Below are 26,295 nucleotides of genomic sequence, written 5' to 3'. Positions count from 1 at the left end.
CGACAAAAGGAGGGTATTGAGTAAACGGATTGTTGCGCGTATGGGGTACTGTCACAGCTATGACGAGAAATGGGAAGAAGAAGCATCATGATTTTGCTTTTTATGAAAGCGCTTAAATCCAAAGATGAGGTGAACTAGAACATGAATATGAAGAGAACTCGCCGATTGGCTGCACTGTTTCTCATAATGAGCATGATTGCGGCAATGCTCGCAATTCCTGCAAGTGCTAATGCGACTACCGACACAGCTTTATTCCATTTCGAAAATGGCACGCAAAGCTTTACAGGTACAGGTGGAGCAGCGCTCTCCGCCAGCAGTGAACAAGCATACGCAGGCGCGCAATCGCTGAAGATGAGCGTGAACGTAACTGGGGCTTCGACAAGCCCGTTCGCGAAGCTGAGCAATCCTGCTGGACTTGCGGCAGGCAGCACTTATGAGTTTCATATTTGGGTGCCGAGCGGCGCTAATATTGCAGGCATTCAGCCTTATATGATGGACAAGAACTGGTCATGGACCGGATCGCTTGTCTCTTACAATAACTTGACGAAGGACAGCTGGAATACGCTCACGCTTACGATTCCGGCTGCCGCGCTCAATCCGTTTAACGAGCTTGGCGTTCAGCTGCAGACAAGCGGCGACTTTAACGGCAGCATCTACATCGATAGCATTGGCCTTGTCGGCGGTGCTCCTGTCGAAACGCCAAGCCCGGCAAGTCTGAGCGATCTTCGCGTGAACGGCGTGACTGTAGCCGGGTTCTCAGACAAGAAGCTCTCCTACATCGCGCATGTTCCAAACGCGACGACTTCAGCGGCAATCACAGCTGCAACAACGGACTCTGCAGCGACAGCGGTAGTTAGCGGCGGCAGCAATCTAGCGGTTGGCGAGAATGAAGTGTCCGTGCTCGTGACGGCGAAGGACCTTACGACCAAGACGTACACCATTAAGCTGATCCGCGATCTCCCAGGCGGTGGCAGCAATCATATTAACGTACAAGGCACGAAGTTCTACGCGGGTCATGAACCGATCTGGTTCAACGGGGCGAACACGCCTTGGGATAACTGGAACGATTTTGGCGGCGACTTCGATTTCAGCTTCTGGGATACGCATTTCAAGCAGCTCCATGACAATGGCGTCAATGCGACGCGCGTCTGGATTACGAGCAATGGCGAGGTTGGTATTGATATTGATGAATCCGGCCATGTGTCCGGCGCAACGGCGGCGCATTGGAACGATCTCGACAGCTTGTTCTACCTCGCACAGAAGCACGGCGTGTACATTATGGCAACGCTGATGTCGTTCGACCATATGAAAGACTCGCACCCGAACTATAACAGCTGGCGCAACATGCTGATGAACGACACGAACATCGACTCGTATGTGACGAACTACGTCATTCCTTTTACAAATCGCTATAAAGACAACCCTTATCTGTGGTCGATTGACTTCATGAACGAGCCGGATTGGGTGTATGAAGAGAGCAAGCTGCCGTGGGAACAACTGCAGAAACTGTTCGCGAAGATGAGTGTTGCCGTTCATGAGAACAGTCACGTGCTGACAACGGTTGGTATCGCGATGGTGAAATACAACAGCGGCACATGCACGGAAGGCTGCCAAGGCAACAAAGTCGGCGATACGGAGCTGATGGCTGCAGCGGGAGGCAATGCGCTAGCGAAGCTGGACTTCTGGGCGCCGCACTATTACGACTGGATGGGTCAGTATTGGGGCGTTCCGATGTATATGACGCCAGAGCAGTTCGGTCTAAGTGCGGATCGTCCGGCTGTCATTGGCGAGACGGCAGCGCTTGGCACGACAGGGCATACGCTGGAGCAGGATTATTTCAGCGCGTATGCGAACGGCTGGCAGGGCATGATGCCTTGGACCTCCAACGGCGTCGACTGGCTTGGTGATCTGACGAAAGTCGGACCTGCGGCAAGCAGTTTCTACAGCCAGCACCAGTCGCTCGTATTCCCGCCGATCCGCTCGAACGATGCATCTTTAAGCGATTTGCAAATCGACGGAGTAACAGTCGCGGGCTTCTCGCCGACTACACTCAGCTACAATGTCGAAGTGCCGATCAAGACGAAGGAAGTGACAGTAACGGCGACGGCTACTGACGCGAAGTCGACGGTAACGGTTGTCGGCGGTGCGAAGCTGAAGAAGATTCCGAACACGGTAACCGTTATAGTTACCGCTGAGGATGGCACGCAGCGCACGTATACGCTGACGGTTAATCGCGTTAAATCCAATGTGGCATCGCTTAGCGACCTGCAAGTGAACGGCGTTCAGGTAGCCGGATTTAATCCAAATGTTCTAGCCTATTCGATTCAAGTGCCGAGCACAACAACATCGGTGACAGTAACGGCAACAGCGCTTGATGCGCAGGCTAAAGTTCACATTAACAGCGTGAAGAAGCTGAAGGCTGGCGCGAATACAATTACGGTGAGCGTGAAAGCGGAAGACGGCACGGAGCTAACGTACAGCATCATTGTAACTCGGAGCTAATTCCAATCATCGGTACTCGCGGCTAAACCGCCGCATCATCGAAACGCGCAGCTAAAGCTGCTTCATCAGCAGAACGAGGGCTGGTCCGCAGGTCTTAATTGACTGCCGGGCTGGCCTTCAGTAGTACTAGGTGAGCAGGAATGGATTGACGCGAAGCAGGTAGAGTACGTAAAATGATGAAAAATCATGACAGAATTGTAAATCATCCAACAGTTTTGGCTCATGCTGCTAGGGGGACAACTTGTGCTACCAAAATCATCGTACTCGCTAAAGAGCAGAGCCTATTTCTTCCTCGTGCTCAGTTCGATCATTCCTCTTGCTCTAATCGGCTATATCTCCTATATTTCGATCATTTCCTTACTAAACAACAATATTGATGACGGTATCCGCAGCAATATGAAGCAGATTCAGATCAGCACCAACAATGTGTTCACCAATCTGGAGGATTCGGCGCTGCAGCTGGCGATGTATAACGGCAGAGTGGCCGACGATATTGAGACGTATATCGATACGGATGATATTTTGACCAAGTACGAGAAGAAGAAAGCCGTTATTGAGAGCATCTCGCTCATTAACGCCGCGAAGCCGGATATTGGACTAATCTTCTTCTACCACGCGGGCATGCATCAAGTCATGTTCGAGAATCAGAGTGTACAGGAAGGGTTTCGCTTATCGAACCTCCCGGTGCTTGCCCATGGCATTAACGCCACGTTCTTCGGGCCGCATGAGACGATGAAATCAACCAAGGACAGTGTGGTGTTCTCGGTCGCACGCAAAGTGAATCTCATTGAAGGTGCCGATCTCTACGTTTATATGGAGACAAGTATTAAATTGTTTGAGGATTTGCTTAAATCTCAGCAGTACAAGCTAGCGGTAACTTCCATTATGCTTAATTCACAGGGCAAAGTCATGTACAGCCAGGGGCAGAAGGATTTTCCGCTTGGCTCCTATATTGATGTCAGTAAGTTGGATGCTGCGGGAAAGTCCGACTCGATTAAGAAAGGCTACTATATCTTCGCTGAGCAAGGCGAGCAGGGCTGGTACATTCTGTCGGCGGTCGAGAAGAAAGCGTACAGCTCGGACGTACGCAAGTGGATGGGCAAGTTCGCGCTGCTGGCGGTACTGTCGATTGCAATCAGTTTATTGCTCGGTCTATCCATCTGGCGAGTCGTATACAGGCCGCTGCGTACGATTCACCGCGAGATTACGCTGTTATCCCATAACAAGTTCAACTCCGAATTGAAAAGGACAGGCATCACGGAGTTCGATGGCTTACTCGTTCAATTTCATGTGATGAAGGACAAAATTTCCGATCTGTTCAAGGAGCTTGAGGAGAAGGAGCGCAAGAAACGGGCCGTCGAGGTGGAGAAGCTGCTTCACCAGATTAACCCGCACTTCCTGCACAATACGCTCAATACGGTGCAGTGGCTGGCGCGGATGAACGGGCAGGACGAGATTGACCGGCTTGTTGCGCTCTTTACAAGAGTGCTTCATTACAATCTCGGCAAGGAAGGCGGCATCGTCTCCTTAAACGAGGAAGCGGAGGCGCTTCAGAACTACGTCGATTTGCAGCGTATCCGGTATGCGTACCATTTTGACGTACAGATTAAGGTCGATCCGGCGCTTGGAGATGTTGCGGTACCGCGCTTTATTATGCAGCCGATTGTGGAGAATGCGATCTACCATGGGCTGAAGGATGAGAGCGGTTATATCCAGATTAGCGCGTATGAAGAAGCCGGCAAGCTTATTATCACGGTGCAGGACAATGGCGCAGGCATGACGGAGCAGGAGATCGAGCGACTGCTGGAGCCGCAGGCGGACGCGCATAAGAAAGTCGGCATGGGCATTGGCCTTAGCTATGTCAGGGATATGCTTGAAGTTAATTACGGAAGCGCTGCTTCAATGGAGATTAAAGGGGAGAAGGATCAGGGAACGACCTTCAAGCTCACGCTTCCGATAAGCCGCAGCATGATCTAAGGGGGAGTCGCGATGATGAAGACGTTAATTGTGGATGACGAAATTTTTGTGCGAAAAGGGCTCATCTCTGTTCTGCCATGGCAGAAATTCGGCTTCAAAATTGTAGGAGAAGCGAGCGGAGGCGAGAAGGCGCTTGAGTTTTTAGCAAATAATCGCGTCGATATTGCTTTTATGGACTTAACGATGCCAGGCATGTCTGGCTTTGAATTGATGAAGGCGACGCGGGATGCTTACCCGGATCTCAAGGTGGTCGTGCTGACCTGTCATCAGGATTTCAACTATATTCAGGATGCCATGCGCCTAGGCGCGATTGATTATATTGTGAAGACACAGCTCGAGAAAGAGACGCTCGATGATGTACTCGAACGGATCTCTGCTCGAATTCGGCATGACAGCAAGGAGCGCGGCGGCTTCGTCTCGGCTCCGACCTACATAAATGATCAGGGTAAACGCTACTCGGACGAGGTTGTTGCTAGCATTAACAATGCGATTCAATACTTGAACGATCATTTGTTTGACGGCATTAATCAAGAGGAAGTGGCCAAAGCGGTCAATATGAGCCGAGGCTACTTCAGCGTCTGCTTCAAGGACATCATGGGAACGCAGTTTAGTGATTATCTAAGAGGGCTCAAGCTGAGCAATGCGGAGGCGCTGCTGCGCAAAACGGCGAAGCCGATCTATGTCATTGCCGACCAGCTGGGCTTCCAGGACGAGAAGTATTTCAGCAAGCTGTTTCGGGAGCATAACGGCATGACGCCGTCTGAATATCGGGAGCGAAATCGGTGAATGCGCACCCATTGGTAAACGCTTACATACACAAGAGAAACTTTTCATCAGTTAGTAGGAATGTTGTCATGTAAACGCCTGCAATTGGTGACCAAACTCCCATTAGAAGAGGAAGATCGTCTATCCCGCGATCTTCCTCCTTTCACTTAATATAGAGACAAGCAAGTCATACTACTCAAGTCTTAGGGGGATTCAAGTGAAAAAGAAATTAAAAGCAGTAGCATCTGTATCACTGGTCACCGCACTTATGTTAACAAGTGCAGCTTGCGGCAATTCGAACAACGGGGGAAATACAAAAGACGGCAACGCCGCAGAAGGCAACGCACAAACGACAAATGCAAGCACGAATAACAGCGGTAATGCAAACAGCACGAACGACAAAGCGGCGAATACGGCTGCGCCTGCCGAGAAGCCGGATCCGTTCGGCAAAATGTCAGAGATGGTCGAGTTCACGACAGGGATCTCGCTCTCGGCAGAAACAAAACCGCCTGCAGGGGAAAGCTTCGAGAACAACGATGTCGAAAAGTGGTTTGAGCAGAATTTGAACGTGAAGCCGAAGATGGCATGGTCGACAAGCGACCAGAACTTCGCCTTCGAGCAGAAGGTCAGCCTCTTGATCGCAGCGAACAACATTCCAGATGTCCTGTCCATTAGCGTGGACCCGAATGGACTTAGCATCCTGAAGAAGCTCATCAAGGCAGATATGATCGAAGATTTGACGCAGGTGTATAACGATTACGGTTCCCAGAACTTGAAGGACAGCATCGCGCTTGGCGGACCAGATGCGCTGAAATCCGTGTCCTCGGACGGCAAGCTGTATGCGATTCCGTCGATTGCCGACGTTGAGACAGCTATCCCGGTTATCTGGACGCGTAAAGATTGGCTGGACCAAGTGGGCCTCCCAGAGCCGCAAACGCTGGAAGATGTAGAGACAACATTGAAAGCGTTCAAGGATAAATTCGGTGCTGGCGCGCTTCCGTCGCAGCAGAACATTTTCGGAGCAGATACAGCTTCCTTCGACTTCGTATTCGGCGCGTATAACTCGTATCCGGGACAATGGATTAGAACGGCAGACGGCAGCGTTGGCTACGGCTCCGTACAGCCTGAGATGAAAGGCGCGCTGGAGCGTCTTGCGAAGTGGTACAAGGACGGTCTGGTTGCGAAAGATTTCATTATGAACGACAGCAACAAAGCGGTAGAAGCGATTGCGAAGGGCAAAGCCGGTCTGTTCGAGGGCGCATGGTGGGCGACATGGTACCCGCTGCCGGATTCGGTGAAGAACGATCATAATGCGAATTGGCAAGCGACTGTGCTTAAAGGTGTTGACGGCATCGCACATGCGAAGGGCTACGGCGCCGTGAGATCATTCGTTGTCGTGAAGAAAGGCTTCAAGCACCCAGAAGCCATTATGAAGATGCTGAACTATGCGCAAGAAGCGAACACGAAGAAGCTGGACTGGTACAACAAGCTGACGATCGACGAGGGCGCGAAGTATTTGAATGCGAAGATGCCTTTGCTGCCTGCAAGTGTCAGTGCGAAAGATCCGCATGAAATTACGGTTCGCTACAAAGCGATCATGGACGTTGTAAACGGCAAGACGAAGATGGAAGATGCAGATCCAGAGACGAAAGTACAAGCGACTTCGATTCTGAACTACAACAAGGCAGCGGATAAATTCGCGGATATGGGACTGTGGAGCCTTGCGAACCAGTTCGCGGTCGGTGCGGCTGGCCTTGTGAAGAATCCGGTTCAGCAGACGCTTCCGGCATTCATCGGTTCGACCGATCTGATGCAGAAGAAGAAAGCATCGCTTGACGATCTGGAGAAGAAGACCTTCCTTGAGATCATTACTGGCAAGAAGTCTGTTGATGAGTTCGACAAGTTCGTAGAGCTGTGGAACAACATGGGCGGTAAAGATATTACAGCAGAAGTTAACGATATCGTAGGCAAATAAGGATAACGGATCACAAAACAAGTGCTGAGCTTGCTGCTTGGCTTGAGCAAACTCAGCATTTGTTTGATTCGAACTGGGGTGAACTTATATTGAAAACGGGCGGCAGAGTGCGTAACAAGGAATCGATTCATTATCACTTTATGCTCTTTCCGAGTATCGTTATTTTGGCTATTTTCAGCATTTATCCTACGCTCGGTTCGATTATGGCTTTCAAATACTTTGATCCGATTGCAGGCATCTGGGGCTCTCCATGGGCGGGACTCGATCATTTCAAAATGCTGTTTCAAATACTGGAGTTCAAGCAAATTACGATCAATACCATTACCATCTCCGTTATTAAGATCATCCTGAATGTCTCGTGCGCGCTGGCATTCGCCCTGCTGCTGCATGAAATTAAGAAAAAATGGTTCAAGAAGACGGTACAGACGATCGTGTACTTGCCCTTCTTCCTTTCCTGGGTCATTATGGCCGGTATTTTCAAAGATTTCTTCTCCATTGACGGCATGATTAACGGTATCGTACATAAGCTGAACGGCAGCGAACCGACGATGTTCTTCAGCAGCAACACCTGGTTCATGATTATCATCTATTTGACGGATGTATGGAAAGGCTTCGGCTTCAACGCCATTGTATTCCTTGCGGCATTGACGGCCATTAATCCGAACCTGTACGAGGCGGCTGATGTAGACGGCGCTTCACGATGGGCCAAGCTGGTGAATATTACGCTGCCGAGCATAAAAGGTACGGTAGTGCTCATTCTCATATTAAGTCTTCAGGGTATTCTGAGCGGCGGCTTCGATCAAATATTCAACTTGTACAATCCGCTCGTGTATCAGGTCGCTGATATTTACGACACGTATATTTATCGCATGGGCTTCCAGAGCAATCAATACGAGTTCGCTACTGCGGTTGGATTGTTCCGCTCGGCTGTGGCATTCATCTTCATTCTTGTCTCGCAATGGCTGGCGGAGAAGTATGGCGAATATAAGGTGTTCTAGATGACGGGGTGAAATGGATGGGAATTCGATTAACAAAGAGTGATATCATAACCAACACGATTATTTACAGTATTCTAACGATGCTGGCCGTAATGACGCTCGTTCCGCTGATGAACATCCTGTCGATTTCATTTAGCAACAGCGCCAAGGCGACGGCAGGTCTTGTAACGGTTTACCCGCTTGGATTTAGCTGGACGACGTACACGACAATCTTTAAGGATCACGCAATTCTGACAGCGGTTGGCGTATCGGTGCAGCGAGTCGTGCTTGCGCTCGTTATCGATATGGTGCTGGTCGTCCTGGCGTCGTACCCTTTGTCCAGAACCAGCAAAGTGTTCCGCTCCCGGGGCATATACATGTGGATCGTCATCGGTACGATGTTGTTTGGTCCAAGTCTAGTGCCGATGTTCTTTACGGTGAAGGATACGCACATGCTTGGCACGATCTGGGCGCTTGTCATTCCAGGCGCGGTCGGCCAGTTCAACATTATTCTCATGATGAACTACTTCCGTAACATTCCATCTGAGCTGGAGGAATCTGCGAGTATCGATGGAGCGGGGCCATGGCGCCGTCTGCTGCAAATCTATGTACCGCTCTCCTTGCCGATTATGGCAACCATTGCACTCTTTATAGTAGTGGGCAACTGGAACGCCTATTTTGACGGCTTGATCTATTCCATTAATACCGACGACTACCCGCTGCAAACGTATATTCAGCAGCTTGTCGTCAATTACGATACGACGATTCGCGATGTGGATCAGGTTCGCAGCTTGCTAGCGGTCTCCAACCGCAGCCTCACGGCAGCGAAGCTCGTCATTACGATGATTCCAATACTGGTCGTATACCCGTTCATGCAGAAGTACTTCATTAGCGGCATTATGCTTGGTTCGGTGAAAGAATAGGGCTAGTCGATATCCGCAGCATAGGCAGCTTTAGACCGCAGCGAGCGGGCGATTGAGGATGATACCAAAGAATAAAACGACTAGTATGTGAGAAGAGCTGTATGTGAGGGTAGGTAACTACTCTTACTGGAGCTCTTTTTGTTCATTAAGCAGCTGGAGAGATGCAAGAAAATCCAACCTGCTAGCTTGGTTTATGATATAAAAGAACTATATCTCATACAGAACCATTCATTTGGAGGAATCATGTCGCATAACCACCGATTGCCCGTAACGGACCGATATCCCGCCTATAAGTCATTGTTTGACCATCATCCCGAAGCGATTTTATCTTTTGATTTGGAAGGCAGGCTGCTCGAATCCAACCATACGGCACAGCGGAGGCTTGGATACGAGGCAAGCGAGCTTGCCGATTTGACGCTGGATCGCTTGGCTGCTCCGGATTACAGGGGACGAAGCAAGCAGGCTTTCGAGGACTCGGCAAACGGATCGGAATACGAGTGCGAAATGGTCGTTCTTCATAAACGGGGAATACGTCTTGCGATGACACTAACGAGCTTCCCTATTATCGTTGATGATGCAATTACCGGTGTCTATATGGTGCTGCGTAAGAGGGAGTCGAGTGATGAGGCGACTCTGGATGAGCAGCTTTCGAAAGCACAGTTGAAGTTTTTCTTTGCGAATGTCGATGATGCCTGCCTCGTACTGGATACGGAGTTGCATATTATTAAAATGAACAAAGCGTTCGAGTCCATATTCGGCTGGGCTGAAGAGGAGTTACTTGGCAGGAGAGTGCCTACTATTGCTGACCAGCAGCAGGATGAGGTGGAGCGTGTTCGCAAACTCGTGCTTGACTCTCGGCAGACGTACTACTACGAAGCCTTCCGAACCCGCAAGGACGGCAGCCTCGTCGAGATCGCCGTCTCCGCTGCCCCACTGCTGGACAGTAATGGAGAGCCTGTCGCTATTGCATTGGTAATGAAGGATATAGCCGAGCGTAAGAAAATGATCGAAGATCTCCGTGAAAGCGAGAAACGGCTGCGCGAGGTAATGAACGCCATGCCGGATCTCGTCAGTTTTAAGGATGGACAAGGTAGATGGGTAGAAGCCAACCAGAATACGCTGATTATGTTTAAGATCGGGTCGATTCCGTATAAAGGGCTGACGAACAAGGAGCTGGCTGCGCGAAGCGGGCATTACGAAGAGATTCTCGCTAAAAGCCACGAATGGGACGAGCAAGTTTGGGAGGCGGGCCATGCCATCCGTCAGCAGAATGGACTTCCGAATACGCCGTACGGTGATCGTATATACGACATTATGAAGGTGCCGATCTTCCACGCGGACGGCAGGCGCAATGGTCTGCTGACGATAGGGCGCGATATCACAGAACTGAAGCAGACGGAGGAGCTGCTCCGGACGACGGATAAACTCGCCTTAGTCGGCCAGCTTGCAGCAGGAATCGCGCACGAAATTCGTAACCCGCTAACGACGATTAAAGGGTTTATTAGTCTTCTAAGCAAGCAGACGACCGACAAGAACAGCTGGTACCTCGATGTGATGCGCAGCGAGATTGAGCAGATGGAGTGGATTACGAATCAGTTCATGTCGGTCGCGAAGCCGCAGTCGACGTCCTTCAAGATGCACCGGATCGAGCTTGTTCTGGCGCAGGTAGCCTCGCTGCTCTATCCGCTCGCGCTGATGAATAATGTACAAATTCACCTGGAGACGGAGCCGGACATTCCAGAGGTGGAATGCGATGAGAATCAGCTTATCCAGGTATTCATTAACGTGGTGAAGAATGCGATTGAAGCGATGAGCACCGGCGGCCAGATAAAAATTGTAATTAGGCGAAGGAATGAGGAGCATGTCTCCATTCGTGTAACCGACCAAGGCTGCGGCATTCCAGTGGACCGTATCGCGCGACTTGGCGAACCGTTCTACAGCATGAAGGAGAAAGGGACGGGCCTTGGCCTCATGATCTGCTACAAAATCGTGAAGGAGCATGGCGGGCAGATCAGCATCGAAAGCGAGCTCGGTCAAGGGACGACGGTTGATGTTGCCCTGCCCTTCACTCGTGCAGCGCGCTGATCTCTGCATTGACATCCTTCTATATACGATTTAATCTATATATATTATAAAAAATATATATTAGATTGAGAGGATGTCCCAATGATGCATGCAATTCGTCCTTCTTCAGTTCCTCTAGTTACAGTTGATCCTTATTTCAGCGTTTGGTCGGCAGCTGATCGCCTGACTGACGATTATACGCGCCACTGGACCGGCCAGCGTCATGCGATGACCGGCTTAGTGCGTATCGATGGGACAGTATGGCGCTTCGCCGGCAAAGTGGAGCCGAGAGCGGACCGGTACTATACGGAACCGCCTGCGATGGAGCAGACCGGATTAACGGTGACGCCGCTTAGCACGGTTTATACGTTTGAAGCGGGAGGAGTGGCGCTGTCGGTGAACTTCTTGACGCCGCTGCTGCTGGAGGATCTTGATGTCCTGTCGCGCCCAGCTTCGTATGTATCCTTTGAAGTGAAGGCGACTGACGGACGCGAGCATGAAGTCAGCGTGTACTACGACGTGACGGGCGAATGGTGCGTCGATCTTCCGAAGCAAGCGGTGCTTTGCGAAGCTGCAGACAGCGATGAGCTGCTGGCGCTGCGCATGAGCCATGAGCAGCAGCGCTATATGAACCGTTCGGGCGACGACCACCGCATCGATTGGGGGCATTTCTATCTGGCAGCGAAGCGCTCGGAGCCTGCCCGGATATTCGCGGGCACAGACGATCTGCGCAAGCGCTTCGTCCGTGGCGAGCAGCTGAAGGGCGAACCGGCTGATGTGACGGCAGCGAGGGTGGTGGCGGATGCCAGCCCTGTGATGGCGGTTGTCTTCGATAGCGGCAGCGTTGGCGCGTCCCCTGTCAGCCATCTGGTTGTTCTTGCATACGATGACGTCTATGCAGTCGAGTACTTCGGCGACAAGCTGCAAGCGTATTGGCGCCGGAACGGCCAAGGCGCGGAAGAGATGCTCGCGGCTGCCTTCGCGGAGTTTGATACACTGCGCGAGCGTTGTGCGGCATTCGACCGGCAGCTGCTTGAAGACGGCACGAAGGCAGGCGGAGAGCGCTATGCCGATCTGCTTGCTTTGTCCTACCGGCAGTCTATCGCTGCGCATAAGCTCGTAACGGATACGGAAGGACAGCTGTTGTTCCTGTCCAAGGAATGTTACAGCAATGGCTGTATGGCGACGGTCGATGTCAGCTACCCGTCCATTCCGCTCTACCTGCTGTACAATCCAGCGCTCGTAGAGGGCATGATCCGTCCGATTCTGAAATATTCGTTAACCGATGCATGGCCGTTCGAGTTCGCGCCGCATGATATCGGCCAATATCCGATTGGCAACGGTCAAGTGTACAGCGATAATTCGCGAGATGGGCAAATGCCGGTCGAGGAATGCGGCAACATGCTCATCATGGCGGCTGCTGCATGTCTGGCTGGCGCTAACCGCGAATATATCTTTGACCATATCGAGCTGCTTGGCGAGTGGGCATCGTATCTGCTGGAGTTCGGCCTCGATCCAGAGAACCAGCTGTGCACAGATGACTTTGCCGGCCATCTTGCCCGCAATGCGAACCTGTCTGTGAAAGCGATTATGGGCGTTGCGAGCTTTGGCATTCTGAAGCGGCTGCAAGGCGATGAGGAAGCAGCTGCTCGTTACCGCAGCGCGGCGCAGGACATGGCGGTTAAGTGGGGCGAGCTTGCAGCAGATGGCGAGCATACGAAGCTTGCGTTCGGTTCCGAAGGCACATGGAGCCTCAAATATAACTTGATCTGGGATGTGCTCTTCGGTACAGAGCTGTTCGACCGCGATATGATTCGCAAGGAAGTGGCTTGGTATGTGAAGCAAAGCAACAAGTACGGCACGCCGCTCGATAGCCGCGCGACGTATACGAAGTCGGACTGGCTCGTATGGTCGGCTGCGCTCGCGGAGCAAGACAGTGATTTCACTTCGCTGATCGAGCCAATCTGGCATATGCTGAACGACACGCCGGACCGTGTGCCGTTCTCGGATTGGACGGATACGTTAACGACGAGACAGTTGAACTTCCAGCATCGCAGCGTTGTTGGCGGGATCTTCATGAAGGTGCTGAAGGACAAAGGCACTATGCAAGTGTAGGCATTTTTCTTGGAAAGGCGGCGTAAATGGTCCATTTACGCCGTCTTTCTTCATGTTTCCGTGCAGGCAGTAGGTGATACTTCCATTAGACAGACAACGCCGGCAGGTGGGATAATAGCGGGAGTGAAATCATAAATAGAGATAGATACGGGTGAATGGGATAGGAGAGCGAATAGGAAGATGAGTAGGGGAGAACAACAATTAGGAGCGCAGCAGCCCTCTTGGAAGAAGCTCACGCTGTTTGCGCTGGCATGGCCGATTCTGGTCGATACCGTCCTGCGCATGATGCTGGGCACAGCGGATGTCTTTATGTTAAGCCGCATTTCGGATGAAACCGCCGGTGCGGTCGGGCTTGCGAATGAAATGATTATGTTCTGCGCGATGATGTTCGGGTTTGTTGCCGTCGGCACAAGCGTAGCGGTGACGCAATATCTGGGAGCCGGTCAGAAGGAAACGGCGAGCCGAATATCCGCACAGGCGATTACGATGGTGTTTATTTTTGGCGTTGTGATCAGCGCGGTGCTCTTCTGCTTCAGCAAGCAGGGCCTTGAACTGATGAATCTTGATCCGGCGCAGGTGGCGATTGCGAACAAGTATCTGCGGCTCATCGGCGGATTTATATGGATTGAGGCTCTCTCTTATGCCATCGCGTCGATCATTCGGGCGAACGGCAATACGAGAGGCGTTATGTTTGTCACGCTCGGCGTCAATTTGCTGCACGTTGCAGGCAACTATCTGCTCATCTTCGGACACTTCGGCTTCCCGGAATGGGGCGTTACAGGTGCAGCGGTATCAACGATTGCAAGCCGTTTGATCGGCGTGCTGGTACTGCTCGTGCTACTGTACCGAACTGTACCGAGCAAGATTCGGCTGAAGGATTACTTCCGTTTCGACAAGCAGTATGCCTCCAAAATATTAAGCATCGGCTTGCCTTCCGCAGGCGAGCATCTTGCATGGCAGTCGCAGCTCATGATGATTATGGTCTTTATTAACATGATCGGCCAGCAAGCGCTGAGCGCGCATGTGTACGTATGGAACATTTCGGCGTATTTCATGGCGATGTCGATGGCAATCGGAATGGCAACGGAGATTATCGTTGGACATATGGTCGGAGCGGGCGAGAAGAAGGCGGCATTCTTCCGGCTGCTGCGAAGCCTAAAGCTCAGCATCGCGTTAACGGCAGGCTTGGTGACTATCACTGCTTTATTCCGCTATCAGCTCCTCGGTTTGTTTACCGAGGATTCACAGGTCATCGCAATCGGCGCAAGCATCCTTCTGTTGTCGATCGTCCTGGAGCCAGGGCGCGTCTTCAACATCGTCGTCATTAACTCGCTCCGCGCAGCTGGCGACGCGAAGTTCCCGGTCCTCATGGGCATCTGCTCCATGTGGGGAATCTGTGTGCCGCTCGCGTACTACCTCGGCATTCATCAGGATATGGGGCTGATCGGGGTATGGATTGCGTTTGCCGTCGATGAATGGGTGAGGGGACTGCTCATGCTCGCTCGTTGGAAGAGTGGTGTCTGGGCGCGCAAGTCGCTCGTCAGCCACGAGCATATGACTGTTTAAACGAGAAGAAGCAAGCTGTAGCCGGTAGGACCGGTTCGGCTTGCTTTTTTTCTTAGGTAGATCGCGCCGAAAGTTGGCTGAGAGCACGTATATGTGCTCTCACCGCCGCAGTCGAGCAAACTAACTAAAGTTCTGCTGCTGAGTGAGCAAATTACGTACTCTCAGCATAGAAATCCGCTGATTGAAGCGCTGAGAGTTCAAAATTAGCACTTTCAAATAAGGAACCAGCAGCCGAGAGAGCAGAATACGTACTCTCAACATGCAAATCGGCCGCTTGAAGCGCTGAGCGTGCAGATTCAGCACTCTCAAATAAGGAACCAGCCGAAATAGGCAACATGGCGGAGCTGAGAGAACATAATGTACGACCATCTCCTCGTCTTGAATGTTAGAGCCGTGCGGTCCATTCGCTCACGCAAGAAAACCTCTTGTTTCCCTGCGAGCAAATAATCCTCTTTGCGCTCAAGCCCCAGGTGGCGTACGTACCATTCTTCCGCTTGCCTCCTGTCCGAAACAGGGATGTAGACACCGTCAATCCCTATCAACGCGGGCTGCTTCTTAACCATCTACACACCGCCTTATAATAAATTGTCGAAAATAGACATTAATTATTTAGTTTTGTCAGTCTATTTAAAGCTTGAATGAAATCGCTTACAATAACAATTGCGCATGAACAAGCATGGAAAAAACCTACAATGGCATAGGAGTTGATTACACCGTTATGAAACTGCCTGTTGTACATTTGTGCGGGGATTTCGTCGTGAGGCGTAATTGGAAGCTGGAACTGCGCCGACTGGAACAGCATGAGCTCGTCTATTTCCCCATCGGAACGGGAACGACATACCATATCGCAGGCAAGGTATATACGCTGGACAAGCCTTGCTGGGTCATTACGAGAGCAGGTGCTCTGCACGGCTATCAGTTCAGCGAGACGTCGGCGACACGGCATCAATTTATACATTTTACAATGGAAGACTGCTTCGAGCTTGCGCTGCTGGCCGCGGACGGACCTGACGTCATTCCGATTCGCGAGGGAGGATTTCAGGAGCAGATGATTCGCCACCTGCTTGAGGTTTCGTATACGGGCAAGGACAGCAGCCGCAGCGGGTTCCTGCTTGCCGCGCTGCTCAATGAATTAAACCAGCTGGGCTTCGCAGCCAAACAAAAAGAAACCGTTGCCGGTTCCTCTTATTCCCCTATAGTGGGCAAGGCGCTCGCCTATATTCGCCGTCATCTGGTCGAGCCCATCTCGGTTGCAGAAATCGCAAACCACTGCGAGCTGTCGCAGGAGCATCTGTCACGATTGTTCGCACGCGAGGTGGGCATTCCGCTTCGCCAAATGATTATTCAGCTGCGGCTGGAGCGCGCTGCCTATCATCTGCGCCACAGCACCCTCAGCATTAATGAAATTGCTTCCCAGTGCGGCTACTCCGAGAATCACTACTTCTCCAGAACGTTCGCCGCTTACTTCGGCATCTCCGCTTCTGTGTACAGAGGCAGGTACGCAGCGCCTGCTGAGCGGCATGTCGTGTACGAGCAGCACATCGACGCCAAATACCCGATCAATACCTACATCTACGTTAACCCTTGATACCGGTCATCGTAATTCCCTCAATAATGTACCGCTGCAGCAGCAAGTAGACCACGAGAACCGGGATAACGGCGATTGTCGAACCCGACATCATGAGCGTCCAGTCCGTTACGTATAGCCCCTTGAACGTACTCAGCATAAGCGGAACGGTAAACTTATCCGTCGTGCTTAAGAAAATAACCGGACGGAAGAAGTTGTTCCACGTTCCGAGGAAAGCAATGATGGCAAGCGCTGCGAGCGCCGGCTTCACGAGCGGAATCATAATGCGCCAGTAGATGGTCCACTGGTTGGCACCATCGACGTATGCCGATTCCGACAAGTCGCGGGGAATGCCCATGAAGAACTGACGCAACAGGAAGACGCCGAACGCGCTGAATAACGAATCAGGAATAATGAGCGACAAGTGCGAGTCCAGCCACCCGAGATTTTTCAAAATAATATACAGCGGCACGATCGTTACTTGCTCCGGCACCATCAGCATCGACAGGAAAGCGATGAAGAGGATGTTGCGGAACGGAAAATTGATTTTTGCAAAAGCAAACGCAGCCATGGAGCAGGTGAGCAGCTGGCCGACGACGATCGCGATTGAAATGTAGGCGCTGTTGAAGTAGGCCTTGTCGAACGGCATTGCCGTCAAGGAACGATGAATGTTCTCCCAGTGCCACGGACTCGGCAACAGGTTCGGCGGAACGAGGAAGATCTGGGACAGATCCTTCAGGCCGCTAGATACCATCCAGAAGAATGGGGCAATCATGAGCGCCGAAGCTACGATCAGAATGAGATGGAGAATGATGCCTGGGATATTCACTTTGTGCGAAGCGCGCTTTGTAACTGTGCGCTGCTGCAGCTGCGTCATTGATTCCGTCTTAACAGATTCCATGGACATTCATCCTCCTTATTCGGCGTAATGTACCCATTTGCGGGAGTAGTAGGTTTGCAGCACGGTTAGGACAAGAATGATGGCGAACAGAATGACAGCTGCCGATGCGCTTCTGCCGAACTGGAAGTTCTTGAACGCGAGCTCGTACAGGTGGTAGACCATCGTGTAGCTGGCCTTTGCCGGTCCGCCGCTTGTCATGACGAATGCGGTATCGAATACTTTGAAGGAATCGATAACGGCAATGATTGTGACGAACAGCGTCGTCGGCGACAGCAGCGGCACCGTAATGCGCCAGAATTGCTGGCTTCTTGTCGCGCCGTCAATCATTGAAGCTTCGTAATAGTCTCTGGAGATGCCTTGCAGCCCGGCGAGGAACAGCACCATGTTGAAGCCGATTCCTTTCCAGATGCTTACGATTGCAAGCGACGGCAGCACGAGATTCAGGTCGGTCAGCCACTGCGGGCCTTTGACATTGAAGATCATCTTGAGCATGACATTGATGAGGCCAAAGTCGCCGTTAAGGAGCCACATCCAGACGATTGCAACCGCAACCGAGCTCGTGACGACAGGCATGAAGAAGAACAAACGGTACAGCACGCGCATCCGTACGTTATTCAGGGCAACCGCTGTGATGAGGGAGAGGAAGATGCTTGCAGGCACAGTGAGGACGGAGAACAGCAGCGTGTTCCTCATCGCTTTCTGAAAGTCAGGGTTATGGAAGGCATAGTTGAAATTATCGAGGCCGACGAATGTCGCTGCCTTAAACCCGTCCCAATCGAGCGTGCTGAGCACGAACGCGCTGATGAGCGGGATGAGCGAGAAGGCAAGGAGCCCAATGAGCTGCGGGGCAATAAAGAAATAGCCCCATATGGTGTTCGAACGTTTAGGATTCATAATGCACCTCCGGGTTTAGCTCGAATGGAATAGTAGAGAAGGGGAGGAATGAATTCCTCCCCTTCTTAAGGCGTTGCTATATTATTTGGCGTTTGCCTCTGCGATTTTCTTATTGACGCCTTCAGCCATTTTCTTCAGCGTCGTCTCTGCGTCCTGCTTGCCGAGCAGCAGCAAGTCGTAGTTGTCCTTCACGACGTCCGAAGCGCCTGCTACTGCGGATTCCGAAGGCCAGAGCGCGTAGCCGATTTCGCGAGCGTCCAGGAAGTACTGGGCGTGCGCAGGCTGAGCGTTTTTATCGAGAACCAGATCATCTACACCAGATACGGAAGGAACGGCATTACCGCCCTTCAGACGGAACTGCTGGCCTGCCTTCGATACGAAGTAGGACAGGAAGTCATACGTTTCATCTGGATGAGCTGTTTTCTTGTTCATAACCATGTAAGCGGTAGGGATGCCTGCTGGTTCCATTTTGTTGCCTGTATTCGTAGGCAGCGGAACGATGTCGTACTGCAGCGCGGTGTTTGCGTTATACTGCGGCACCCACCAGCGTCCAGCGATACCGAAGCCGACTTGGTTGGACATGAACATGGCATCAGGACCTTGTCCTTTCGGCAGGGAGCCGGAGAAGACGAAGTTCTTGTTCTTCACGTTGTCAGCCAGGTACTGGAAGGCTTCGAGCGCTTTCGGATCTTTGTCTGCAACGAATTGGCCGCCAAGATCTTTGTCGTACACTTTGCCGCCGTTTGTCGTTACCCACGAATAGATCGGAGAAGACCAATCTTCAAGCACGAGGCCGTATTTGCCAGCCGCTTGGATCTTAGCCGTCAGCTCGGAGAGCTTCTGCCAGTTCCATTCGCCAGCTTCGTACAACGCTTGCGGATCGTCCGTAATGCCGGCATCCTGCAGCACTTTCTTGTTGTAGTACATGACAAGCGGGTTGCAGTCGACCGTTACGCCGAAGATTTGGTCGCCCTTCTTAGAACCGCCCCATAGCCCTTCGGCAAAATCAGACGCTTTGATCGGACTGCTTGGCTTGTCCATCAGCTGGGTCAGCTCAGTGATCGAGCCGTTGGCAATGAGCTTGACGACGGTCTGATCGCCCGCGTAGAACGCGTCTGGCGCAGTGCCGCCTTGCAGCTGCGTAATAAGCTTCTCTTCATAACCGTCGTTCGGTACAGCAACGAGCTCCCACTGTGTCTTCGGATGATCCTTGTTATACTGATCCGTTAATTCGTAGAAACGCTTTAGCTCGCCAGGGTTGCCCCAGGTGCTCCATTTCAGGTGCAGCACTTCACCGTCAGAACCGGATTTGCCGCTGCTGCAAGCAGACAGCGCGAGTGATAGAACGACGAGTGAGCCTGCAGTTAATTTCAAACTTCTCTTCATTGTCCGAGTCGACCCCTTCCAGAATTGAAAATCTTCCAATTATGGCGATTTCTAGTGACTGTTCGCGGATGTAAGTAGATTGTAATGCCAAATGATAGCGGTTTCAATGTGCGTAATTCATACAAAATATGGACTTTTATGATCTGTGAAAGCAGCAAGTCCGTCTATTTCAAAGCGGGATAAGCCTTGTCAGACCTGAGCGGAAAGGGTATAAAGAAGAGGATAAGAAGCTTCTCAATTTCTGGAAGAAGAGGAAGGGGCAAATACGCGTGGTACTATCGCTTTCAAGCAAAGTGACGCTGAATAATGGCGTTCAAATGCCGTGGTTAGGACTAGGAGTATGGCAGGGCAGACCGGAGGATGGCCCGCATGTCGAGGCCGCGGTGCGGACGGCAATTGAGGCTGGCTACCGCAGCATCGATACGGCGTCGGCTTATGAGAATGAACGCGGCGTCGGCCGGGCCGTTCGCGAGAGCGGCGTTCCGCGGGAAGAGATCTTCGTGACGACGAAGGTGGCGAACCCGGAACACGGCTATGACAAGACGCTGCGCGCAGTGGATCGGTCGCTTAGCGAGCTGAATATTGATTATGTGGATCTGTTTCTGATCCATTGGCCGGTTTCTGTTCGCGCGTCGTTTCTCGATACGTGGCGAGCGCTTGAGAAGGTGTACGCCGAAGGCAAGGTGAAAGCGATTGGCGTGAGCAACTTCCAGATTCACCATCTTGAGAAGCTGATTGGCGCAAGCGAAATTGTGCCGGCTGTGAATCAAGTGGAGTATCATCCGCGGCTGACGCAGCTCGAACTGCACAGCTATTGCAAGAGCAAAGGCATTCAGCTTGAGGCTTGGAGTCCGCTCATGCTCGGCCGCGTGCTTGAGGAGCCCGCCATTCAAGAGCTGAGCGAGCGATACGGACGGACACCTGCGCAGATCGTGCTGCGGTGGGACTTGCAGAACGGCGTCGTGACGATTCCAAAGTCTTCGAACGTAAAGCGAATCCACGAGAACGCCGAGCTGTTCGGCTTCGAGCTGTCGGCTGCCGACATGGAGCGGCTGAATGGCCTGAACCGGAACGAACGCTCCGGCATGGACCCGGATAAGTTCGAGCAGCTGTGGAGCTGGTAGCTCTCCTCTTCTCTGTAAATGAAAACACCCTCGAAGCCCGATGTAACGGGCCCGAGGGTGTTTGTCGTTATAGCTGGCGATGCCGTTGTGCCAAGCCTTATGGCAAAATATTGCCAGCAGCGCGGTAAATCGCGTACCACTCTTCGCGCGTAAGGCGAATCTCGGTTGCTTTGATGCAATCGAGCAGACGCTCCACATTCGTGGTGCCTGTTACCGGCTGCATGTTCGCCGGGTGACGGAGCAGCCAAGCGATAGCGATTGTTGTGTTGCTCACTTCGTACTTCGCCGCGATCTCATCGATTTGGGCGTTTAGCTCAGGGAACTTGTCGTTGTCTAGGAATACGCCTTCGAAGAAGCCGTATTGGAATGGCGACCAAGGCTGAATCGTAATGTCGTTCAGACGGCAGAAATCAAGAATGCTGCCGTCACGGTTGATTGCCGATTCGTTCACCATGTTAACATTAACGCCGTTAGAGATCATGTTTGCATTCGTGATGCTAAGCTGCAGCTGGTTCGCGATAATCGGCTGTTTAACCGACTTTTTAAGCAGCTGAATTTGGAGCGGGTTCTGGTTCGATACGCCGAAGTGGCGCACTTTGCCAGAGCTCTCGAGCTTATCGAATGCTTCCGCAACTTCGTCTGGCTCAACAAGAGCGTCAGGACGGTGCAGCAGCAATACGTCCAGATAGTCGGTTCTCAGACGCTGAAGGATCTTATCGACCGACTCCAGGATATGCTCCTTGGAGAAGTCGAATTGTCCTTGGCGGATACCGCATTTGGATTGAAGGAAGATTTTCTCCCGAATCTCATCGTTCATATGTATGGCATCTGCAAAAATCTCCTCGCACTTCCCGCCGCCGTAAATATCAGCGTGATCGAAGAAATTCGCGCCTGCCTCTAGTGATGTTTGGACGAAACGCTCTGCTTCTGATTTGCTAAGCGAATTGATGCGCATGCAGCCGACGGCCAGAACGGGCACTTCTAACGTGCTTGTACCAAGCTTAATCGTTCTCATTGGAATTGTTGTCCTCCTCTTCGTTTGGAAACGCTATACATCCCTTACCGATTGTGACACAGCTGGCCATACATCGCAAGGAGGCAGATTCAAGAACATCTGGCGTGAATTCCAATCTTGGCGGCTATGCGAGAGTATGTTATCGTGAGGATAACGAACAAACGAATAAACGAACGAATGGAATGAATGAACGAAAGACGCAAGGCGACCGGTACCAGCTATCGGACGCCTTATTTTGTGCAAATCTAAGGAAGTATAAGTATTCGGTACACTTTGCTTAGATTTCTCCGCGAAACGTATGCTTTTGCCGCCAGAGGACGGCGACAGCCGTTTACACTTGGGCTACCGTGCACATGAAGGAGGCATCCTTGTAGGTTATGAATGTGAAAACGCTAGTTATCTGTCTGTATGTCATGCTGATCTATTGGCTATCCTTACACGTATCCTTCCTTGATACGTTATTCTTTCCAACGATCGGTGCATTTAGCTTTCTGTTTCTTTCTCGTCCATTTACGACTCGCGAGCTGGCGAAGGTCGTGTTAGGCGCAGTTGTGACATCTCTGATTGGCTTGCTCCTGGTATCGCTGTACGCGAGTGCGATCACTTTGTTTATCAATGTCGTCATTGCGATCTGGCTCATTCGCAAATTCAAGTGGAATGCGCCGCCGATTGCGGCGATTGCTCTTATACCGTTCTTCTCTCATTCCCCCCATCTGTGGGCGATTCCGATCTCGGTGACAATCGTGCTGCTAGGATTGATGGGTATGCTCTACGTGGCTGGACTTGTGGAGCGTAATTTCGGGCAACGTCTGCAACTGCTTGCGGACAGAAGCAAGACTGCAGGAGATCGCGATATTGCAAGTTAACAGTAGCATCCACACCCTGAAGAGGTTGTGGATTTTGTTGCTTTATATTCATATGTATAAATTGACTTACTCAAATTTGATTGGATAAAATAATTGAAGCAAACTATAGCAGCGTTAGTGGCATATCGTGCAGGAGGCAGACGTAATGGATTCAATTGGACTCATACTTGAAGGCGGGGGCATGCGGGGCATCTATACGGCGGGCGTGCTCGATTATTTCGCGGAGCAAAACATCTATTTCCCATATACAATCGGGGTGTCGGCGGGGGCGTGTATGGGGGCTAGCTACCTCTCTCGGCAGATCGGCCGGAATCGGGAAGTGAACGTGAACTGGGTGAGCGATCCGCGCTACATCTCGTGGAGCGGCTTCTTCAAGAAGGGTGAGCTGTTCGGGATGGACTTCATCTTCGACGAGCTTCCGAACCAGCTGGTGCCGTTCGATAACGAAGCGTTCAACAACTTTCCGGCGGAATTCGTCATCGGCACGACCGATTGCGAGACCGGCGAGACGGTGTACTATCGCAAGAGCGATCCGGATTTTGATTTACTAACCATTATTCGTGCATCGAGCTCGCTTCCTTTTATCGCGCCGATTATTGAATATAAGGGACGCAAACTACTTGACGGCGGTATCTCCGATCCGATTCCGCTGCGTCAGGCAGAACGTGACGGCTATAAGCGCAATGTGCTCGTTCTTACCCGTAACGACGACTATCGCAAATCGAAGAACCGGTTCTCCTTCATCGTTCGGCGCGCATACCGCAAATTCCCGAAATTCGTAGAGAAGATGCTGACGCGGGACCGTATCTATAACGATGAGCTGGACTATATCGCGGAGCAGGAGCGCAAGGGCAACGTATTCGTTATCCGCCCGCAGCAGAAGCTGACCGTCGGCCGGTTGGAGCGCGATTCGTCGAAGCTGGATGCGCTGTACCTGCAGGGCTATGAGGAAGCGAAGTTGCTAGCGCCGAAGTTGAAGGCGTGGATGGAGCAGGGCTAGAGCGCATACGATTGAACTGAAAAATCATGAAAAACCCGGACCAATGCGGTCCGGGTTTATTTTGTCGTGCAAATTTAGTGTGAAGCTTTGCGGCGCAGTCGGAATTGCTTCCAATGGAGATACATGAAGCAGCCTAGGCAGAACCCGCTTAAGGCGAGCACAACGGCCACGGTAAGCATTCCAAGGCTGATATAGCTGAGCACCGTGAGGTTCAGCGCATAGGCGATTAGCGTGACAACGAGGAAAATAATCGCGAGCAGATTATTGAAGCGCAGCAGCTCGCGGCTTTCTGTTCTGGCGCTGACTGGGAATAGCGGCGACAGCACGCGCACGAACAGGTTATAGCGCACGCCGTAGGTTCGGCTGATGAGCTGAACGACAAACGGCAGTAATAGAATCCACAGCTGTCCGGTCAGAACGCTGACAATGATGCTTATCAAGATACCCAGCTGATTGCCGCGGACGCGGTGGAGCGGGACTTCGTCAACACAGTCAAAGGAAAAGTTTACAGACGGACGTTCCATAGAGATCATCCTCCGCTTTCGATTTATTGGTGTCGGTTTATTTTATTATACGAAAAAACATAGTTTTCGGGTAGGAATAATTTATTTTAAAATAGTACATATTCGCCCGTTTTTCCGTCAGCTTGAGGAGAAATATAGAAGAAGGCAGTGACCTCGGTGGTCACTGCCTTTTTGTATGCCTGCCGGCGATTCTAACGAATCGTAATGAGCTTATTGAGGAAGTTAGAGTTCCTTTACTGGCTCTTTTATGTCTACATCTTCATGCAGCTCATGCTCCATCCGTGCCTTATACTCCGCTGGGGTGTGGTCCGTGTACTTCTTGAAAGACTTGCAGAAGTGGGCAGCGTCAAAGAAGCCGGTGTCGAGCGCAATGTCGGTCACTTGCAGATGGGTCGTGCGCAGCAGACGCTTCGCCTGTTCGATGCGGATCTTCATCAAGTAGCGGCCGAGCGGAATGCCAGTGATGCTCTTGAAGATTTGATTGAGGTACCGCTCGTTAAGCTCGTACCGCTCAGCGATTTCGGCAAGCGATATGGCATCGCCGTAGTTTTCATTCAAGTCCTTGATGATCTCCTGGATCATCGGCTCATGCTTGAGCGTCTTCGACTTGGTCGGGCCATGGAACAAGTGCACCGCTCTATAGATCTTCACAAGAATGTGAATGAACAGATGTTTAGTGAGATGAGGCGAAGGCTTGCCTGAGCGCATCTCCGTAATCAGCGCTAAGAAGTCTTCCTCCAGCCCCGGCAGTGTCAGCGGCTTGGATTGTAGATTAATGGTTTTGTAAATATGGCGCAGCTGGACCTTGAGCGCTTCGTCCTTGAACTGAAAGGCGAGGAAGATGACCTTGAAGCTGCCTTCTTCACAGCTGCTATTGCGAATCGTGTCAGGCAGGAAGAGCAAGTCATTCTGCGCAACATGTACAACGGTCCCGTCCTGCCGAATCGTATTCGTTCCTTGAATATAGTAGCTCAGCTCGAAGTCGTAGCCAACGCCGTCCCAGCCCGTATTCCGCCAGATGCCGCCCGAATGCAGGTTCATTCGCGGCCATTCCAGATCAATCATCGCAATGAATTGTTCAAGCCCAGTTAGCAGCGTTTCGTCCGTTGTCAAAATTTATCCACCTTATTTTCTTACTTTTTTACAATCGCACTTCCATTATACAATACAGCCCTGTACATGCAACGTATAATCAAGTCATAAGTCAACCACATTAAAGGAGTGAACAAATATGCTACTCAAATTGACAGAACAAGAAAGACTGACAGGTGTCCCAGAACAGGAAACAATTGAGATTGCGATTGAGCAAATTAAGAAAAACGGATATATCGGTTTTGAAAGCGTACTCTCCGCTGAGCAAATTGCTGAGCTGAAGGCTGCATTCCTTCCGATGTTTAACGAATATATTGAGCGTTTCGGCTACAACACAGGTACAAACCGTGCACAAATGCATCTACCTTTTGTACAACCATTCATTAATGATTACATGATTGCTAACGCGTTCGCGATGCCAGTAATCAAAGCTGTTCTTGGCGAAGGTGTTCGCGCTACGTACCTCGCATCGGATACAGCTTGCCCAGGCTCAGATTACCAGAACGTGCACTCGGATATGCCGCCGCTATTCCCTGACCTAGGCGTGGCGCTTCCTGCTTACAGCCTTGTATTAAACATTCCGCTCGTGGATGTAAACGCAGAGAACGGTCCGCTTGAAGTATGGCCTGGCGGTACGCATCTGGATCCAGAGAACACGAAGCATACGTCGATTGACGGTCCGGAAGTTCGCGCCGCGAAAACGATGTACTCCGAGAAAATCCATATGCCAGCGGGCTCGATCGTCATCCGTGACATCCGCATGTGGCACCGTGGTACGCCGAACGTAACGAACGAGAACCGCACGAACATTGCGCTGATCTACAACAACGATTGGTACGGCGCTGGCGGCTCGATCCACGTTCCGCAAGAAGCGTACGATCAAGCTTCCAAAGAAGTGAAGAGCCTGTTCCGCTGCGAAAGAATCGGCGTGCCGGCGAAAATGCCTTGGGAGTGGTAAGTCAGGCAGTAGTGATTTAGCTTGAAATAGAGAATGAAATAGAGAAGGGCTGCAGCGAATTTGCTGCAGCCCTTCTTGGTGCGCGCGCTAACGAATCATAGACG

General features: G+C 51.5%; 21 protein-coding genes. 14 read left to right on the top strand and 7 right to left on the bottom strand.

Going from position 1 to position 26,295, the window contains the following annotated elements:
• Nucleotides 1-141 precede the first annotated feature (141 nt).
• The 9 genes from AC0LWF_RS17685 to AC0LWF_RS17645 all read left to right on the top strand — a co-directional run bounded on the left by AC0LWF_RS17685 (nt 142) and on the right by AC0LWF_RS17645 (nt 14,864).
• Nucleotides 142-2,502, top strand: coding sequence for a cadherin-like beta sandwich domain-containing protein (locus AC0LWF_RS17685; protein WP_474652859.1), 2,361 nt, complete (start codon nt 142-144; stop codon nt 2,500-2,502).
• Between the two features lie 243 nt (nt 2,503-2,745).
• A complete protein-coding gene (locus tag AC0LWF_RS17680) occupies nt 2,746-4,479 on the top strand; it encodes a sensor histidine kinase (protein ID WP_474652858.1) in 1,734 nt (577 codons plus the stop codon).
• 12 nt (nt 4,480-4,491) lie between these two features.
• Nucleotides 4,492-5,265, top strand: a complete 774-nt coding sequence (locus tag AC0LWF_RS17675; RefSeq protein ID WP_474652857.1) for a response regulator transcription factor — start codon at nt 4,492-4,494, stop codon at nt 5,263-5,265.
• A gap of 196 nt (nt 5,266-5,461) precedes the next feature.
• Entirely contained in the window at nt 5,462-7,219 is a 1,758-nt protein-coding gene (locus tag AC0LWF_RS17670; RefSeq protein ID WP_474652856.1) for a type 2 periplasmic-binding domain-containing protein, read from the top strand.
• Nucleotides 7,220-7,308: 89 nt separating this feature from the next.
• Nucleotides 7,309-8,217, top strand: a complete 909-nt coding sequence (locus AC0LWF_RS17665) for an ABC transporter permease (protein ID WP_474652855.1) — start codon at nt 7,309-7,311, stop codon at nt 8,215-8,217.
• 17 nt (nt 8,218-8,234) lie between these two features.
• Nucleotides 8,235-9,119, top strand: a complete 885-nt coding sequence (locus tag AC0LWF_RS17660; protein ID WP_474652854.1) for a carbohydrate ABC transporter permease — start codon at nt 8,235-8,237, stop codon at nt 9,117-9,119.
• Between the two features lie 243 nt (nt 9,120-9,362).
• Entirely contained in the window at nt 9,363-11,204 is a 1,842-nt protein-coding gene (locus AC0LWF_RS17655) for a PAS domain S-box protein (protein WP_474652853.1), read from the top strand.
• Between the two features lie 84 nt (nt 11,205-11,288).
• Nucleotides 11,289-13,298, top strand: coding sequence for a glutaminase family protein (locus AC0LWF_RS17650; RefSeq protein ID WP_474652904.1), 2,010 nt, complete (start codon nt 11,289-11,291; stop codon nt 13,296-13,298).
• A 180-nt stretch (nt 13,299-13,478) separates the two neighbouring features.
• A complete protein-coding gene (locus AC0LWF_RS17645) occupies nt 13,479-14,864 on the top strand; it encodes an MATE family efflux transporter (protein ID WP_474652852.1) in 1,386 nt (461 codons plus the stop codon).
• Between the two features lie 305 nt (nt 14,865-15,169).
• On the opposite strand, the gene AC0LWF_RS17640 is transcribed toward AC0LWF_RS17645, so the two are convergent.
• Entirely contained in the window at nt 15,170-15,427 is a 258-nt protein-coding gene (locus AC0LWF_RS17640; RefSeq protein ID WP_474652851.1) for a hypothetical protein, read from the bottom strand.
• Nucleotides 15,428-15,582: 155 nt separating this feature from the next.
• Between AC0LWF_RS17640 and AC0LWF_RS17635 the strand changes: the two genes are divergently transcribed.
• The gene (locus AC0LWF_RS17635) at nt 15,583-16,452 is read left to right on the top strand and encodes a helix-turn-helix domain-containing protein (RefSeq protein WP_474652850.1); all 870 of its coding nucleotides are present in this window, start codon (nt 15,583-15,585) and stop codon (nt 16,450-16,452) included.
• Here the strand turns inward: AC0LWF_RS17635 and AC0LWF_RS17630 are convergent.
• From AC0LWF_RS17630 to AC0LWF_RS17620, 3 genes are all read right to left on the bottom strand, one after another.
• Entirely contained in the window at nt 16,442-17,332 is an 891-nt protein-coding gene (locus AC0LWF_RS17630; protein WP_474652849.1) for a carbohydrate ABC transporter permease, read from the bottom strand. The genes AC0LWF_RS17635 and AC0LWF_RS17630 overlap by 11 nt on opposite strands.
• A 15-nt stretch (nt 17,333-17,347) precedes the next feature.
• Nucleotides 17,348-18,226, bottom strand: coding sequence for a carbohydrate ABC transporter permease (locus AC0LWF_RS17625; RefSeq protein WP_474652848.1), 879 nt, complete (start codon nt 18,224-18,226; stop codon nt 17,348-17,350).
• Between the two features lie 81 nt (nt 18,227-18,307).
• Nucleotides 18,308-19,612, bottom strand: coding sequence for an ABC transporter substrate-binding protein (locus AC0LWF_RS17620; RefSeq protein WP_474652847.1), 1,305 nt, complete (start codon nt 19,610-19,612; stop codon nt 18,308-18,310).
• Nucleotides 19,613-19,929: 317 nt separating this feature from the next.
• On the opposite strand from AC0LWF_RS17620, the gene AC0LWF_RS17615 reads away from it, so the two are divergent.
• Nucleotides 19,930-20,736, top strand: a complete 807-nt coding sequence (locus tag AC0LWF_RS17615; RefSeq protein WP_474652903.1) for an aldo/keto reductase — start codon at nt 19,930-19,932, stop codon at nt 20,734-20,736.
• 97 nt (nt 20,737-20,833) lie between these two features.
• Here AC0LWF_RS17615 and AC0LWF_RS17610 read toward each other — a convergent pair whose 3' ends face one another.
• On the bottom strand, nt 20,834-21,751 hold the full coding sequence (locus AC0LWF_RS17610; protein ID WP_474652846.1) for an aldo/keto reductase: 918 nt from the start codon (nt 21,749-21,751) through the stop codon (nt 20,834-20,836).
• Between the two features lie 377 nt (nt 21,752-22,128).
• Here AC0LWF_RS17610 and AC0LWF_RS17605 point away from each other — a divergent pair, with 377 nt between their 5' ends.
• Both AC0LWF_RS17605 and AC0LWF_RS17600 read left to right on the top strand, forming a co-directional pair.
• Nucleotides 22,129-22,617 (top strand): HPP family protein, encoded by a 489-nt coding sequence (locus AC0LWF_RS17605; RefSeq protein ID WP_474652845.1) that lies wholly within the window; start codon nt 22,129-22,131, stop codon nt 22,615-22,617.
• A 145-nt stretch (nt 22,618-22,762) separates the two neighbouring features.
• Nucleotides 22,763-23,617 (top strand): patatin-like phospholipase family protein, encoded by an 855-nt coding sequence (locus tag AC0LWF_RS17600; protein ID WP_474652844.1) that lies wholly within the window; start codon nt 22,763-22,765, stop codon nt 23,615-23,617.
• 74 nt (nt 23,618-23,691) lie between these two features.
• Here AC0LWF_RS17600 and AC0LWF_RS17595 read toward each other — a convergent pair whose 3' ends face one another.
• Together AC0LWF_RS17595 and AC0LWF_RS17590 are read right to left on the bottom strand one after the other, a co-directional pair.
• Nucleotides 23,692-24,141, bottom strand: a complete 450-nt coding sequence (locus tag AC0LWF_RS17595) for a DUF4395 domain-containing protein (RefSeq protein WP_474652843.1) — start codon at nt 24,139-24,141, stop codon at nt 23,692-23,694.
• Nucleotides 24,142-24,363: 222 nt separating this feature from the next.
• On the bottom strand, nt 24,364-25,254 hold the full coding sequence (locus AC0LWF_RS17590; protein ID WP_474652842.1) for a helix-turn-helix transcriptional regulator: 891 nt from the start codon (nt 25,252-25,254) through the stop codon (nt 24,364-24,366).
• Between the two features lie 118 nt (nt 25,255-25,372).
• On the opposite strand from AC0LWF_RS17590, the gene AC0LWF_RS17585 reads away from it, so the two are divergent.
• A complete protein-coding gene (locus AC0LWF_RS17585) occupies nt 25,373-26,191 on the top strand; it encodes a phytanoyl-CoA dioxygenase family protein (RefSeq protein ID WP_474652841.1) in 819 nt (272 codons plus the stop codon).
• Nucleotides 26,192-26,295: the final 104 nt, after the last annotated feature.

This window comes from Paenibacillus sp. sgz302114 (assembly GCF_056120345.1).
This window is presented reverse-complemented; position numbering and strand designations above follow the sequence as displayed.